The organism is Kitasatospora hibisci, assembly GCF_043950205.1.
GTDB classification, from domain to species: Bacteria; Actinomycetota; Actinomycetes; order Streptomycetales; family Streptomycetaceae; genus Kitasatospora; species Kitasatospora hibisci.
Genome location: NZ_CP171642.1, coordinates 3,197,848 through 3,211,911 on the forward strand (window position 1 = coordinate 3,197,848; position 14,064 = coordinate 3,211,911).

Here is a 14,064-nt window from a genome sequence, read left to right on the forward strand (position 1 = left end):
GGCCGCACGGGGGCGGCGGCCGGGGGTGACGGGGCGGTGTCGCGGACGGATGGCCGGCTCAGCCCGTGCGGCGCAGCAGCGAGATGCGCGAGCGGGTGAGCAGGGCGGCCAGCGCCACCGCGATCACGGGCAGGACGACGGCAGTGAGCCCGACCTGCAGCCACGGGAAGACCACCAGGCCCTTGTCCGCGACCTCGTCGGCGGTCATCCCCGGGAAGGTGCTGGCGGCGGCCTCCACCTTGCGCAGCGCCACCGCCGGGACGACGCCGGCGACGACGCCGAGCAGGGCGCCCATCGCGGCGATCACCCCGCACTGGAAGCCGGACAGGGTGCGGCGGATCCGGGGCGCGGCGCCGACCGCGGCGAGCGTGGTCAGGTCGCGCTGGGAGTCGGCCGCGGCGAGGCCGGTGGCGATGCCGGCGGCGCCGAGGGCGACCAGGCCGGCGAAGCCGGCCAGGCCGAGACTGATCAGGCCGCGGTTCGACCGGTAGCCGCGCTCGATCTCGAAGCGGGTGCCGTCGGAGAGCTTGCTGATCGCTCCCGTGGCCTTCTGCTCGGCGCTGTCGGACGGTGCGCTCTCGGGCAGCCAGACCGAGCCGGCGTCGCTGGTGGTCAGGCCGAGCTTGCGGACGGTCTCCGGACCGAGCACGGCCTGGCCGCCGGTCGGGGCGACCGCGGTGGCCAGGACGGCGTCGACCTGGACGTCGTGGGTGACCTCTTCGACGTACCCGTTCGGGTTCGGGGCGGCGTTCTCGTCCCGGGGCTCGACGAGCCGGACGATGATCTTGCCGTCCTTGAGGTACTTGGGATCGAAGACCACGGCCTTGCCCTCGGCCACCGCCCGGGCCGCGGCCGGATCGGTCACGCCGAAGAGGTTGCGCAGCAGGGCGGCGTCGCCGACGGCGAGGTCGCCGAAGGGGTTGACCCGGTAGCTGGGGCGCTCCTTGCAGCGCGGGTCGTCGTGGCGGATCCGCTCGGCCTCCTGGTCCGAGACGGGGCGCGCGTCCCGGGAGTGCAGCGGGCACTGCCGCTCCTTGGGCATCTCGACGGTGGCGTAGCCGCAGTTGCCGTGGGTCACGGCGCAGTCGCCCTTGTAGTCGGCCTTCTGGACGTCGGCCCTGGTGCCGAGGCCGGGGATGTTGTTCTCCACCGCGCCGCGCAGCTTGGGCAGCAGCGCGCCGTCGGCGGCGGAGCCCCAGCCGCTGCTGAGCAGGACCGCGCCGGCGGGGCCGCTGGCCACGTAGCCGCGGCGCTGCTCCTCGTCGCTGCTGGTGGTGTAGACGCCGATCGCGACCGAGCCGGCGACGGCCGCCATCACCGCGGCGACGGCGGGCGCGGTGCGACCGCGGTGGCGGACGGAGTCGCGCAGGGCGAGCCGGGGGCCGAGCGGCAGCCAGCGGCCGAGCCGGCCGAACAGACCGACCAGGAAGGGCGTCAGGGCGACCATGCCGAGCTCGGCGATCACCGAACCGCCGAGGACCGCCAGGCTGCGGCTCCCGAAGCCGCTGGTACCGCCGAGCAGGGCCAGGGCGGCTCCGCCACCGAGCATCACCAGTCCGAGGACGGCCAGCCGGCGGCTCGGCGGCCGGAGCGAGTCGCGGCCGGTCAGCGCGGCGACGACGTCCTGCCGGGAGGCCTGGACGGCGGGCACGACGGCCGCGAGCAGACCGGTGACCAGGCCGATGGCGAGGACGCCGAGCAGGTCGAGCGGCTGCAGGTCGAAGTGGCCGAACCGCTCGCCGGCGGCGTCCTCGGCGCGGGTGCGCAGCAGCGCGACCAGAGCGACGCCGAGGCCGAGGCCCAGGGCGGCGCCGGTGACGCCGAGGACGACGCCGCCGCCGAGGACGACCGCCCGGATGTGGGCGCGGTCACCGCCGCCGGCCGCGAGCAGGCCGAGCTGCCGCCGGGAGCGCCTGGCCCCGACGGCGAAGGCGGGGCCCGCCAGGAGCACGATCTCCAGCAGCGCCATGCCCATCACGGTGGCGACGATCACGACCGAGGTCTTGTCGAGGTAGTCGCCGGACCGGCCGCCGCCCTTCTCGTCCTGCTGGACGTAGAACGGCACGTCGGCGCGGGCCGGCGGGTCGAGCAGGACGCTGCGCGAGGCGGCGGTGAAGCCGTACCCGTTGAGCTCCTTCACCTTCGGCCAGTCGAGTGCGGCCCCGGCGGGGAGCTTGAGGAGCCAGGTGGTGGTCTCGCCCGGCGCGGTGCCGCGGCTGCCGCGGGACTGCTCGGCGCCGGGCAGCTTGGCCAGCTGGTCGATCAGGGCGCCGGGCCGGGCGACCAGGCCGGTGGCCCGGAGTTCGCCCGGGTACTCGACGACGCCGGTGATGGTGAAGGGCGTGGCCTCCAGGCCGCGCGGGGCGGTGCGGTCGCCGAGCTTGAGCCCGGACCGGTCGAGGAAGTCCCGGGTGGCGGCGACCTCGTGGTCGGCGCCGGGGGCCCGGCCCTTGACCAGGTCGAACTTGCCCCGCCAGACCGGGTCGGTGAGGTCGGCCTCGACGGTCTGCACGCTGAGCAGGCCCTCGGCGGTGCTGGTGGCGGTGTACGGGCCCTGGCGGAGCGGGACGAACACGGTGCCGGCCGGGAGCAGCTCGCGGGCGAGCACGCCGGGCTCGGTGTCGAGGCTGCGGCGCTGCTCGGGGGTGTACTTGGGCTGCCCGTTCACCGTCTCGGCCTCGGAGGGGCTCTGGTGCGAGTAGTCGGTGTCCGGGTCGGGCGCCTGGAGCACGATCGCGCCGCGCTCCATCAGGCGCAGCTCGGCGTCGGACTGGCCCATGGTGCGGACGACCCTCTCGACGGGGTCGAGTTCGGCGCTGCGGAAGACCACGTCGGCGCCGGTGACGCCGAGGACGGGCAGGGCGACCATGGCGACGACGAGGGCGCTGCGCCCCTTGGCGCGCAGCGCGTCGCGGCGGGCGATGCGCAGGGCGACCCGCCAGGCACTGAGCCTCACTCTCCCACCGGGCCCTTCGCGTTGGCGGCCGCGGAGAGCAGCAGGCTGCCGGCGTCCTGGCTGACGCTCTCGTCGACCATCCGGCCGTCGCGCAGGAAGACGACGCGGTCGGCCCAGGCGGCGTGACGGGGTTCGTGGGTGACCATCATGGCGGCGGCGCCGTCGTCGCAGCGGGCGCGCAGGACGGCGAGGACGGCCTCGCCGGTGGTGGAGTCGAGGGCGCCGGTGGGCTCGTCGGCGAGGACGAGGCGGCGGTCGCCGATCAGGGCGCGGGCGATGGCGACGCGCTGCTGCTGGCCGCCGGACATGTCGTCCGGGAACCGGTCGGCGAGCTCGGGGATGCCGAGCTCGGTCAGTGCGGCGAGCGCCTCGCGGCGGGCGGCTCGGGCGGAGAGGCCGTCGAGCTCGCGGGGCAGGGCGATGTTCTCGGCGGCGGTGAGGGCGGGGATCAGGTTGTAGTCCTGGAAGACGTAGCCGACCGAGCGGCGCCGGACCTCGGCGAGCTTCTTGCGGCTGAGTCCGCCGAGCGCGACGCCCTCGACCAGCACCCGGCCGGTGGTGGGGCCGTCCAGGCCGCCCGCGAGGGTCAGCAGGGTCGACTTGCCGGACCCGGAGGGGCCCATCACGGCGACGAACTCGCCCGGGCGCACCACGAGGTCGATGCCGCGCAGCGCCTGCACCTCGGCCGCGCCCTGGCCGTGCACCCGGGTGACGTTCTCCAGGTGGAGTACCGGCTCGGCGGCACCCCTGGTCGGATCGGTTTGGGACACGATTCCCCCTGCTGTTCGTGGGCCCGGACCGGGTGACCGGCCGGACCGGGTGGTTCCTGTGGTCCGGACGGGGTTCAGGCCCTGGTCCGGCGGCGGCCGATCCGGCGGGTGCCGGCCTCGGGCGCGGCGGCGGCCTCGGCGGCCCTGGCCTGCTCGATCTCGGCCTGCTGGGCCAGCCTGGTCTCGCAGTGGTCGAGCCAGCGGATCTCGGCCTCGGTCTGGAAGATGAGCTGCTCCAGGACGAGCAGCCAGGCGAGGTCGGCACCGGGCCCGGCCGACTGGCCGCCCCCGGGCCGGGCCTCGCCGGCCAGCGCCCGGCCCTTGAGCCGGGTGTAGTCCTGGAGTGCCTTGATGCTGTGGCGGCGCTGGCCCTGGACGACGGCGGGCACGTCCACCCCGGGGACGGTCACCGCCATGGCCAGCTTGATCGCCAGCTCGTCGCGCGGCGGGTTGGTCCGCGGCACCGGGGTGTCGAACCAGGCGCGCAGCTCGTCCCGGCCGGACGCGGTGATCGCGTAGAACTGGTGCCCCTCCTCGTCCTCCCCCGCGGGCTCGACCAGGCCGTCGCGCTCCAGCCGGGACAGCGTGGTGTAGACCTGGCCGACGTTGAGCGGCCAGGTGGCGCCGGTGCGCGCCTCGAACTCGGTGCGCAGCTGGTAGCCGTAGCGCGGGCCCTGGTCGAGCAGGGCGAGGAGACCGTGACGGATGGACATACCGAGTATGTATACCCGGTATGCCCCGCCGGCTCAAGCGGCGCCCGCTCCGCCGTCGAGCGGGTACCGTCGTCCGGTGTGAGCCAGTTGCGCATCGCCACCTTCAACCTGTTGCACGGTCAGCCGCTCGCCCCGGACGGCGGTCCGCGGCCCTTCCCCGCCGCCCCGGACGCACCGCTGGCCGAGGCGGTGGCCGCGCTGGACGCCGACGTCCTGGCGCTCCAGGAGGTGGACCGGTACCAGGCCCGTTCCGGCGGCGCCGACCAGACGGCGGCGGCCGCGAAGGCGATGGGCGCGGCGGACTGGCGGTTCGCCGCCGCGCTGCACGGCCGCCCGGCGCCGGTGGCGGGTTGGCTGCCCGACCCCGCGGCGCCGCCCGGGATCCAGGTGTACGGGCCGGACGAGGTCGGCGACGACGCCCCGCCCTCGTACGGCACCGCGCTGCTGACCCGGCTGCCGGTCCGGCACTGGCGAGCACGGCGGTTCGCCCCGGCGCCGTTCGGGCTGCCGCTGCGGGTGGCCGGGCAGCGCGGGCTGACGCCGGTTCCGGACGAGCCGCGGGCTGCACTGGCGGCCGTCCTGGAGGGCGGGCGCGGGCCGTTCACGGTGGTGGCCGCCCACCTGTCCTTCGTGCCGGGCTGGAACATGGCGCAGCTCGCCGCGATCCGGCGGTGGATCGCCGACCTTCCCCAGCCCTACCTGGTGCTGGGGGACTTCAACCTGGTCGGCGCGGTGCCGCGGACGGTGCTGGGCGGGGCGGCGGCGCTGGAGCGCACCGCGCCGCGGACCCGGGTCCGCGAACTTCGGGAGGCCCGGCGGGCCCGGCCGGCGCTGGTGGAGCCGCGCAGGCGGCGGGTGCGCGAGCCGCGGGCCCGGCTGCAGGGCTGGCGCGACCTGGCCCGCACGCCCACCTACCCCTCGCACCGGCCGACGGTGCAGTTCGACCACGTGCTGGCGGTGGGCGTGCCGAGGGCGGCCGTCGGCCCGGCGGCCGCACCGCGGACGGCGGTCTCGGACCACCGCCCGCTGGTGGTGCGGGTCAGCCTCTGACCGGCCCGGGCACAGTCCGGCTCAGGCCCGGGGCTGCGCCGCCAGCCCGTTCTGGTGCGGCAGGTGGGCGCCCGGCGGCACCGGGGGTTCGTACTGGAGCAGCAGCATCGCCGCGTCGTCGCCGAGCTGGCGGCCGACGTGGCGCACCACGTCCTCGTGCAGCCGCCGCAGGACGTCCACCGGGCTGCCGTCCGCGCACAGGGGCAGCCGGTCGACGAGCGGGTAGAACGTCCCGGCCCGGTCGCGCGCCTCGATCACGCCGTCGGTGAAGAGCAGCACGCGGTCGCCCCGGCGCAGCGGGATCCGGTGCACCGGCGGCCGGACGTCGGCCGGATCGAGCACCCCGAGCGGAGGCACCGTCTCGGCGAGCTCCAGCTGCCGGACCGGCTCGCCGCCGCGCAGCAGCAGGGGCGCCGGGTGGCCGCAGTTGACGATCTCGGCGGTGCCGTCGGGGCGGACCCCGATCAGCACCAGGGTGACGAACTCCTCCTCCACCCCGGGGTGGTCGTTCTCGTGCAGGGCGCGGTCGAGGCTGACGGCGAGCCAGCCGGCCACCCGGTCCAGTGCGGGCTCCTGGTGGGCGGCCTCGCGGAAGGCGCCGAGCACGGCGGCGGCGGTCTCCACCGCACCGAGCCCCTTGCCCCGGACGTCGCCGACCACGGCCCGGACGCCGTGCCGGGTGTTGACCACCTCGTAGAGGTCCCCGCCGATCCTGGCGTGCGCGGCGGCGGCCTCGTAGTGGACGGCGGCGCGGACGGTGCCGACCCGCTCGGGGACCGGCCGCAGCAGCACCCGGCGGGCGATCGAGGCGACCAGCTGGGCGTCGGCGAGCGCCTTCTCCTGCCGCAGCCGCAGGGTGGCGCTGACCCAGCCGATCACGGCGACCAGCACGATGGCGAAGACGGTGGCGCCGTGCACCGACTCGCCGAGCACGTCGTTGCGGAAGGCCATCAGGAAGGCGGCGGCCTCGGTGCAGAGACCGATCGCGAGCGGGTACCAGGTTCGGCGGCTGACCACGGCGGCCAGCGCGGGGACGGCGGTGAGGGCCGGTTCGACGGTCACCGCGGCGTCAGTGAAGTAGTCGAGGACGACGACCAGCGCCATGCCGATGAACGGCAGCGACAGTGCCGTCCTCGGCCAGGTGCCGGTCGCGCCCGGAGCGGCCCCCGGGGTCGGCCCGGCGAACCGCTCTCTGATCCATCCGGTCGCGCTCAACTTCGGTCTCTCCAGCAGAAGACGCCGATGCCCTTGGGCACCTGCGGTGATGACGGAGGGTTAGGGGATGCGGGCCTCGCTGGCGGCCGGAGCACGGGGGTTGACCGGTTACCGACCCCACAATAGGCGCGAAACGTGCACTACGCACAGGTTTCGCCCGATGCCATGATGAGTTGGATGCTCTCCGTGACTCATTCTTCACTGTTCCCGATCAGGAGCCGTTCCAACTTCTTTCGGTCGGGAAGTCCTGCGGGTTGTTCGACCCGGCCGCTGCGGACGTACAGGAACGACGCGGTGACCTGCTCCAGCGGAACGCCCAACTGTTCGGCCCAGGCGACCCGGTAGACCGCGAGCTGGAGCGGATCGGCGGTCTCCTCGCGATGCGTCTTCCAGTCCACCACTTCGTAGCGTGACGCGCCGCCGAATTCTGACCCGACGTCACCGTCCCGGTAGACCGCGTCGATCCGGCCGCGCACCACCCGGCCCGCCAGCACCAGCTGGAACGGCGCCTCCACCCGGTAGGGCGTCCGGTGCGCGTACGGGGTGCGCAGGAACGCCTCCTTGAGCCGTTCGAGGTCCTGCTCGTCCTCGATGCCGTCGTCGTCGGCGCCGGGCAGCGCCCCCGGCTCGACCAGCAGCAGCGGCTCGATCCGGGACTGCACCCAGGCGTGGAAGCGGGTGCCCCGGCGGGCCGCGGGCTGCGGCGGGCGAGGCATCGGGCGGGCGAGGTCCTGCGCGAAGCCGTCCGGATCGGCGGCCAGCCTCATCAGCTGGGTGGCGGAGAGGGTCGCCGGCAGCGGTACGTCCCGGACACTGCGCCGGGAGCGCGCGAGCTCGCCGAGCAGCGCCGTCAGGTCGCGGTCCCAGGACTCCACCAGGCGGCGGTCCTCGGCGGCCATCGGCTCCGGCTCGGGCGCGGGCCGCCCGGCGAGGCGCCGGTGCACCACCTCGGCGACCCGGCGGCGGGCGTGCTGGGCGGCCGGGTCCAGCGGCAGCGGCCACGGCCGCTCGACCGGCGCGGCCAGGGCCGGGTTCCCGGCGCCCTTCTCCGGCGGCTCGGCCCAGTGCTCGACCTCGCCCGCGCCGGGCTGCTCGCAGTGCTCCCGCAGCTGCTCCAGGAACGCGGACGGGCCGCGCGGGGTCTTCTGGCTCGGGCCCCACCAGTGCCCGGAGGCGAGCAGCAGCGAGCGCGGCCGGGTGAAGGCGACGTAGCCGAGCCGCAACTCCTCGGTGCCGGAGTGCTCGGCGAGCGCCTGTTTGAAAGCCGCCATCGACTTGGCGTTCCAGCCGCCGCGGACGTCGGGCAGGGTGGCCGCGTCGCCGCGCAGGGCGTGCGGGAGCACCCGCTTGGTGCTGGTCCAGCGCTCGCGCGCGGTCGAGGACGGGAACGCGCCCCGTACCAGGCCGGGAACGGCGACCACGTCCCACTCCAGCCCCTTGGACTTGTGCGCGGTGAGCACCTTCACGGTGTCCTCGCCGCCGGGCAGGCTGCTGTCCAGGCCGCGCTCGTACTCCTGGGCGGCACGCAGGAAGCCGAGGAAGGCCGCGAGGCCCGGATCGCCGTCCAGGTCGGCGAAGCCGGCCGCGACGTCCAGGAAGGCGTGCAGGGTCTCCCGCCGGCGGGCGGCCAACGCCTTTGGGGAGGCGGCGAGTTCGATCTCCAGGCCGGTGACGGCGAGCACCCGGTGCAGCACGTCCATCAGCGGCTCGGCGAGCGAGCGGCGCAGCTCGCGCAGCTCCTGGGCGAGCCGGGCGAAGCGCGACCGGGCCTCGGGCGAGAACGGCAGGTCGCCGGGCTGCGCCCCGTCCGGTCCGGTCGGGGCGGTCAGGAAGGTCTCCAGCGCGTCGGCCAGCGAGACCACCTCGGTCGGGTCCGTCTCGGCGACGGCGGCGGCCAGCGCCTCGACGCCCTCCGGCCGGTCGGTGCGGACCAGCTCGGCGGCGCGGCGACCGAGCAGGGCGAGGTCGCGCGGGCCGATCCGCCAGCGCGGACCGATCAGCAACCGGACCAGCGCGGCGTTGGCGGTCGGGTCCTGGAGCACCTCGCAGACCGCCACCAGGTCCGCCACCTCGGGCAGCTGGAGCAGCCCGCCGAGGCCGACCACCTCGACCGGCACGTCCCGGGCGACCAGCGCCGCGTGGATGTCGGGGAAGGCCGCGCCGCCGCGGCAGAGCACGGCGATCCGGCCGGGGGCGGTGCCGGTGGCGACCAGGTGGGCGATCGAATCGGCCAGCCAGTCGACCTCCTCGGCGTGGGTCGGCAGCAGCGCGGCCCGGACGTAGCCGTCCTGCTCGGCCCCCGGGGCCGGGCGCAGCGCCTCGACGCCCTCGTGCATGGCGCGCAGCGGGGCGGCCAGCCCGTTGGCGAACGCGAGCAGCCGCCCGCCGCTGCGGCGGTTCTCGCTCAGCGCGTACCGGGCGGCGGGGCTGCCGCCGGCCCGCGGGAAGTGCCGGGGGAACTCGTCCAGGTTGGCCACCGAGGCGCCGCGCCAGCCGTAGATCGCCTGGCACGGGTCGCCGACGGCGGTCACCGGGTGGCCGCTCCCCCGCCCGTCCGGGCCCGCGCCGAAAAGCCCGGCCAGCATCAACCGCTGGGCGACCGAGGTGTCCTGGTACTCGTCGAGCAGCACCACCTTGAACTGGTCCCGCAGCAGCTCGCCGACCTCGGGGCGCTGCTGGGCGAGCCGGGCGGCGGCGGCTATCTGGTCGCCGAAGTCCATCAGTCCGGCGGCGGCCTTGCGGCGCCGGTACTCCTCGACCAGGCGGAGCAGCTCCAGCCGGGCCCGGGCGGCACCGGGGACGGCCCGCAGGTCCTCGTTGGTGAGCCTGGCCGTGGCCAGGGTGTCGAGCAGTTCCTCGTCGAAGGCGCGCAGCGCGTCCGGCTCGACCAGGTGCTCGGCGAGCTCGCCGTCCAGCGCCGTCAGGTCGGCGACCAGGTTGGCGAAGGTTCCGGTGAGGGCCGGGAACGGGCCGCGAGCGGTGCGCAGCACCTTGGCGGCGAGCTGGAACCGGGTGGCGTCGGCGAGCAGCCGCACGTCGGGTTCGATGCCGATCCGCAGGCCGTGCTCCTTGAGGAGGCGGCCGGCGAAGGCGTGGTAGGTGGAGATCTCCGGGGCGCCGAGCGGCTCCCCGTCCGCCTCGGCGATTCCCGCTCGCAGCAGGGCCGAGCGGACGCGTTCGGCGAGCTCGGCGGCGGCCTTGTTGGTGAAGGTGAGGCCGAGCACCTCCGCGGGGGCCACCGCGCCGGAGCCGACCAGCCAGACCACCCGGGCGGCCATCACGGTGGTCTTGCCGGAGCCGGCGCCGGCCACGATCACGGCCGGCTCCAGCGGGGCGCCGATGGCCGCCATCTGCTCCCGGTTGAAGGGGATGCCGAGCAGCTCCTTGAGCTGGTCGGGATGGCTGAGCACGGCGGTCACCCCGCAACGTTAACGGGGTGCACCGACGGGCCGGGCCGAAAGCGGGGGTGACCCTCGCTACTGCGCGCCCCTTTCCGGTGCCTACTCGACGTCCGGTGCCTACTCGACGAGCTGGGCGCCGTCCCGCTGGGCCGAGCAGCTGCGGCGGAACGAGCAACGGTCGCAGCCGCCGCCGGTCTGCGGCACGAAGCGCTCGGCGAGCACCTTCCCGGCCGCCTCGGCGAGCAGGTTCTCGATCCACGGCTCGCCCTCGGGCGGCTCCTGGCGCTGCACCTTCGGGACGTCCGGGCCGGACTTGTCCGGCTTGCGGAGCTGCACCAGCTCGGCGCCGCCCGACGCGGGCGCCCCGCCGTCGAAGCCCGGCAGCTCGTTCAGCGCGCCCGCCCGGACGGCCAGCTGGTAGACGGCGAGCTGTCTGTGGTCGGGCAGCGACTTGTCGGTCGGCACCTCCTTGCCGGTCTTGAAGTCGACCACGTAGGCGCGCCCGGCCTCGTCCTTCTCGACCCGGTCCATCGAGCCGCGGATCCGCACCCGGACCCCGCCCGCGTCCAGGGTGACGTCGAAGCCGTGCTCGGTGGCGACCACGTCCCGGCCGCGCTCCAGCACGTGCCAGTTGAGGAAGCGCTCCAGCGCCGCCCGCGCCTCGGTCTTCTCCTGCTGGGACTTCCAGGGCGCGTCGAAGGCCAGCGCGTCCCAGACCGTGTCCAGCCGCTCCATCAGGACGGCGAGGTCGGCCGGCGTACGGCCGGAGCCGACCTCGTCGGCGAGGGCGTGCACCACGTTGCCGAAGCCCTGGGCCGCGGAGCCCACGGTGCGCGCCTTGACCTCCTTGTCCAGGAACCACTGCAGCGAGCAGTTCTCCAACTGCTCCAGGCCGCTGCCGGAGAGCCGGACCGGCAGGTCGGCGCTGCGCAGCGGTTCCGGGGCGGCGGTGGCGTCGTCCAGGCCCCACCATCGGTCGGGGTGGGCGGCCGGCACCAGCGGCAGGCCGTCCTCGTCGGCGGCCAGCGCCAGGGTGGCGAGGCGCTCCGCGGCGGCGCGGCGCAGCTCGGGCGAGCGGGCCTGGTCGACGGTGACCGCGCGCAGCTCGGCGACCAGTGCGGCGACCGAGAGCGGACGGCGCGGGCGGTGGGTGACGTCCTCGACGGTGGCCGGCGGGGTACGCCGCAGCACCCGGCCGGTCCTGGGGTCGACGTCCTCCCGGTACAGCTCGCGCAGGAAGCGGGAGGGCTCGTCGCCGTCCTCGGCGGGCGCCTTGACGGCGGTGACGATCAGCCGTTCCTTGGCCCGGGTGGCGGCGACGTAGAAGAGTCGACGCTCCTCGCCGAGCAGCGCGGCCGGGGAGAGCGGTTCGGCGAGGCCGTCGCGGCCGATCCGGTCCGCCTCCAGCAGCGAGCCGCGGCGGCGCAGGTCCGGCCAGAGGCCCTCCTGGACGCCGGCCACCACGACCAGCCGCCACTCCAGGCCCTTGGAGCGGTGTGCGGTCATGAGCCGCACGGCCTCCGGGCGGACGGCCCGCACGGTGAGGGTGTCGGCGGCGATGTCCTGCGCCTCCAGCTCGGCGAGCAGGTCGAGGGCGCTGCGGTGGCCGGTGACCTGCTCCTCGGCACGGGCGGCGGTCTCGAACAGCGCGCAGAGCGCGTCGAGGTCCCGGTCGGCGTTGCGGCCGGCCGCGCCACCGCGCAGCGCGGCCCGCTCCAGGCGCTCGCGCCAGCGGCGGCTGCCGTCCCAGAGCTCCCAGAGCGCGTCCTCGGCGGTGCAGCCGCCGGCCAGCCGCTCGCGGACCTTGCGCAGCAGCATGCCGAGGTCCCGGGCGCGCCGGGCGTACCCGGGGTCGAACGCGGTCAGCCGCTCCGGCTCGCCGAGGGCCTCCCGGATCAGCTCCCCGGCGGGGCGCGGCACGGCGGCGGGCCGGCCGTCGGCACGCAGCGCCGCCCGCTCCTCCTCGCGCAGGGCGCGGCCGAGGCGCCGCAGGTCGGAGCCGTCCATGCCGCCGAGCGGGCCGGTGAGCAGGGCGTGGGCCAGCTCGGTGGTGAGCGGATCGGGGGTGTCGAGGGCGTCGTGCCGGTCCCGGGCGGCCTGCTCGGCGCAGACCCGCAGGGCGAGCAGCAGCTGGGCGACGGCGGGCTCCTCGCGCAACGGAAGGTCGTCGCCGGTTATCTCCAGCGGGACGCCGGCCGCGCTGAGCGCCCGCCGCACGCCGGGGATGGAGCGGCCCCCGGCCCGGACCAGGACGGCCATCTCCCCCCACGGCACGCCCTCCTCCAGATGGGCGCGGCGCAGCAGGTCGGCGATCGAGTCCAGCTCGGTGCCGGGGGTGGGATAGGTGTACACCTCGACCCGGCCGCCCTCGCGGGAGGGCAGCAGGGCGCGGTGCTGGGCGAGCTTCTCCGCCGGCAGCCGGCCCATCGGCATCCGCCGGGCCAGCTCCCGGGAGGCGGCCAGCAGGACGGCGCCGGAGCGCCGGGAGACCCGCAGCACCCGGACGTCGGCGGGGGCGCCGTCGGCCTGCGGGAAGGCCTGGGGGAACTCCAGGATGCCGTTGATGTCGGCGCCCCGGAACGCGTAGATCGACTGGTCCGGGTCGCCGACCGCGACCAGGTCGCGCCCGCCGCCGGCAAGCCGGCGCAGCAGTCGGACCTGGGAGGGGTCGGTGTCCTGGTACTCGTCGACGAACACCACGTCGTACCGCCCGCGGAGCTGCTCGCCGACCTCGGGGCGCTCGGCGAGCAGCACCGCGCGGTGGACCAGCTCCGCGTAGTCCAGGACGCCGCGCAGGTCGAGCACGTCCAGGTAGTCGGCGAGGAAGTGCGCGGCGGCGGCCCAGTCGGGGCGCCGGACGCCCTCGGCGAAGCGCGCCAGCTCCGCCTCGCCGAGGCCCAGCTCGCGGCTGCGGGCGAGCACGGCGCGGACCTCGTCGGCGAAGCCGCGGGTGGTCAGGCAGGCCCGGAGGTCGAGCGGCCAGGCGATGCGGGGGCTGCCGAGCCTGGCGTCCTCGGCACCGCCGGCCAGCAGCTCGCGGACCATCACGTCCTGCTCGGGTCCGGAGAGCAGCCGCAGCGGCTCGGCGTAGTCGTGCGGGTCCTGGTGGGCGCGGAGCAGGGCGTAGCAGAAGGAGTGGAAGGTGGTGGCCTGCGGGGCGGCGGCCGAGGCGCCGAGCCGGCCGGACATCCGGTCGCGCAGCTCCATCGCGGCCTTGCGGCTGAAGGTCAGCACCAGGATCCGCTCGGGGTCGGTACCGTGCTCGATCCGCCGGGCGACGGCCTCCACCAGCGTCGTGGTCTTGCCCGTTCCGGGCCCGGCGAGCACCAGCAGCGGGCCGCCCGGGTGCTCGACCACGGCGCGCTGGTAGCCGTCCAGCACGGGCGGGTCGGGCTGTGCGAGGGGACTGCGCACCAGACGGTAGGGGGAGCTCACGGATGTCCTGGGGGTTGTGCTGCGGGCCGCGGACGGCGGGCCCCGCCGGGGGCCCGCCGTATCGAGCCTACGATCCTGCCCCGTCATTCCCGTCCGCGCACCCGCTTCGGCTCAATCCCCCGCGGACCGGCCGTCCCAGCGCGCCCGCCCGAGGTCGACCCGGGGCGGGTCGGCGAGCTCGCGCATCGGCGTACCCTCGTCGCCGTAGTGGGCGAGGGCGCGCTGCTCGTGGCCGGGCAGGAGCCGGCCGTCGGCCCGGATCACCCGCCACCACGGCACGGCGCCGCCGTAGAGGGCCATCACCCGGCCGACCTGCCGGGGGCCGCCCTGGCCGAGGTACTCGGCAACGTCCCCGTAGGTCATCACCCGGCCGGGTGGAATCCGCTCGGTCAGGTCGAGCACCAGTTCGGCGAAGGGCGGCAGTCCGACCTGGCCGCCGTCGTCGTCAGCGTCCGTCACCTGCGGCATTCTTCCTTATAGGGGCGGAGCGGCGGTCCGGTACGAACGATCCGCCGCGCCCGATC

The 14,064-nt window shown here is 75.8% G+C and carries 8 protein-coding genes; 1 reads left to right on the top strand and 7 read right to left on the bottom strand.

The features are described from left to right. Positions 1-58: 58 nt before the first annotated feature. The 3 genes from ACF9IK_RS13575 to ACF9IK_RS13585 form a co-directional block, all read right to left on the bottom strand. Positions 59-2,956 (bottom strand): FtsX-like permease family protein, encoded by a 2,898-nt coding sequence (locus ACF9IK_RS13575; RefSeq protein ID WP_395294469.1) that lies wholly within the window; start codon positions 2,954-2,956, stop codon positions 59-61. Next, positions 2,953-3,726, bottom strand: coding sequence for an ABC transporter ATP-binding protein (locus ACF9IK_RS13580; protein WP_395294470.1), 774 nt, complete (start codon positions 3,724-3,726; stop codon positions 2,953-2,955). The genes ACF9IK_RS13575 and ACF9IK_RS13580 overlap by 4 nt, the downstream gene beginning before the upstream one ends. A 74-nt stretch (positions 3,727-3,800) precedes the next feature. Then, complete coding sequence (locus ACF9IK_RS13585; RefSeq protein WP_395294471.1) at positions 3,801-4,439, bottom strand: PadR family transcriptional regulator; 639 nt, start codon at positions 4,437-4,439, stop codon at positions 3,801-3,803. 78 nt (positions 4,440-4,517) lie between these two features. Between ACF9IK_RS13585 and ACF9IK_RS13590 the strand changes: the two genes are divergently transcribed. Beyond that, entirely contained in the window at positions 4,518-5,489 is a 972-nt protein-coding gene (locus ACF9IK_RS13590) for an endonuclease/exonuclease/phosphatase family protein (protein ID WP_395294472.1), read from the top strand. Between the two features lie 21 nt (positions 5,490-5,510). Here the strand turns inward: ACF9IK_RS13590 and ACF9IK_RS13595 are convergent, their stop codons facing one another. The 4 genes from ACF9IK_RS13595 to ACF9IK_RS13610 form a co-directional block, all read right to left on the bottom strand. After that, positions 5,511-6,704, bottom strand: coding sequence for a PP2C family protein-serine/threonine phosphatase (locus ACF9IK_RS13595; protein ID WP_395294473.1), 1,194 nt, complete (start codon positions 6,702-6,704; stop codon positions 5,511-5,513). A gap of 191 nt (positions 6,705-6,895) precedes the next feature. Further along, the gene (locus ACF9IK_RS13600; RefSeq protein WP_395294474.1) at positions 6,896-10,123 is read right to left on the bottom strand and encodes a UvrD-helicase domain-containing protein; all 3,228 of its coding nucleotides are present in this window, start codon (positions 10,121-10,123) and stop codon (positions 6,896-6,898) included. A 99-nt stretch (positions 10,124-10,222) separates the two neighbouring features. Next, the gene (locus tag ACF9IK_RS13605; protein WP_395294475.1) at positions 10,223-13,627 is read right to left on the bottom strand and encodes an ATP-dependent helicase; all 3,405 of its coding nucleotides are present in this window, start codon (positions 13,625-13,627) and stop codon (positions 10,223-10,225) included. A gap of 24 nt (positions 13,628-13,651) precedes the next feature. Further along, on the bottom strand, positions 13,652-14,008 hold the full coding sequence (locus ACF9IK_RS13610) for an MGMT family protein (RefSeq protein ID WP_395294476.1): 357 nt from the start codon (positions 14,006-14,008) through the stop codon (positions 13,652-13,654). Positions 14,009-14,064: the final 56 nt, after the last annotated feature.

Coding starts and splice junctions, on each gene's coding strand:
- ACF9IK_RS13585 (WP_395294471.1), bottom strand. CDS start 4,439: ATGTCCATCCGTCACGGTCTCCTCGCCCTGCTCGACCAGGGCCCGCGC.
- ACF9IK_RS13605 (WP_395294475.1), bottom strand. CDS start 13,627: ATGACGGGGCAGGATCGTAGGCTCGATACGGCGGGCCCCCGGCGGGGC.
- ACF9IK_RS13610 (WP_395294476.1), bottom strand. CDS start 14,008: ATGCCGCAGGTGACGGACGCTGACGACGACGGCGGCCAGGTCGGACTG.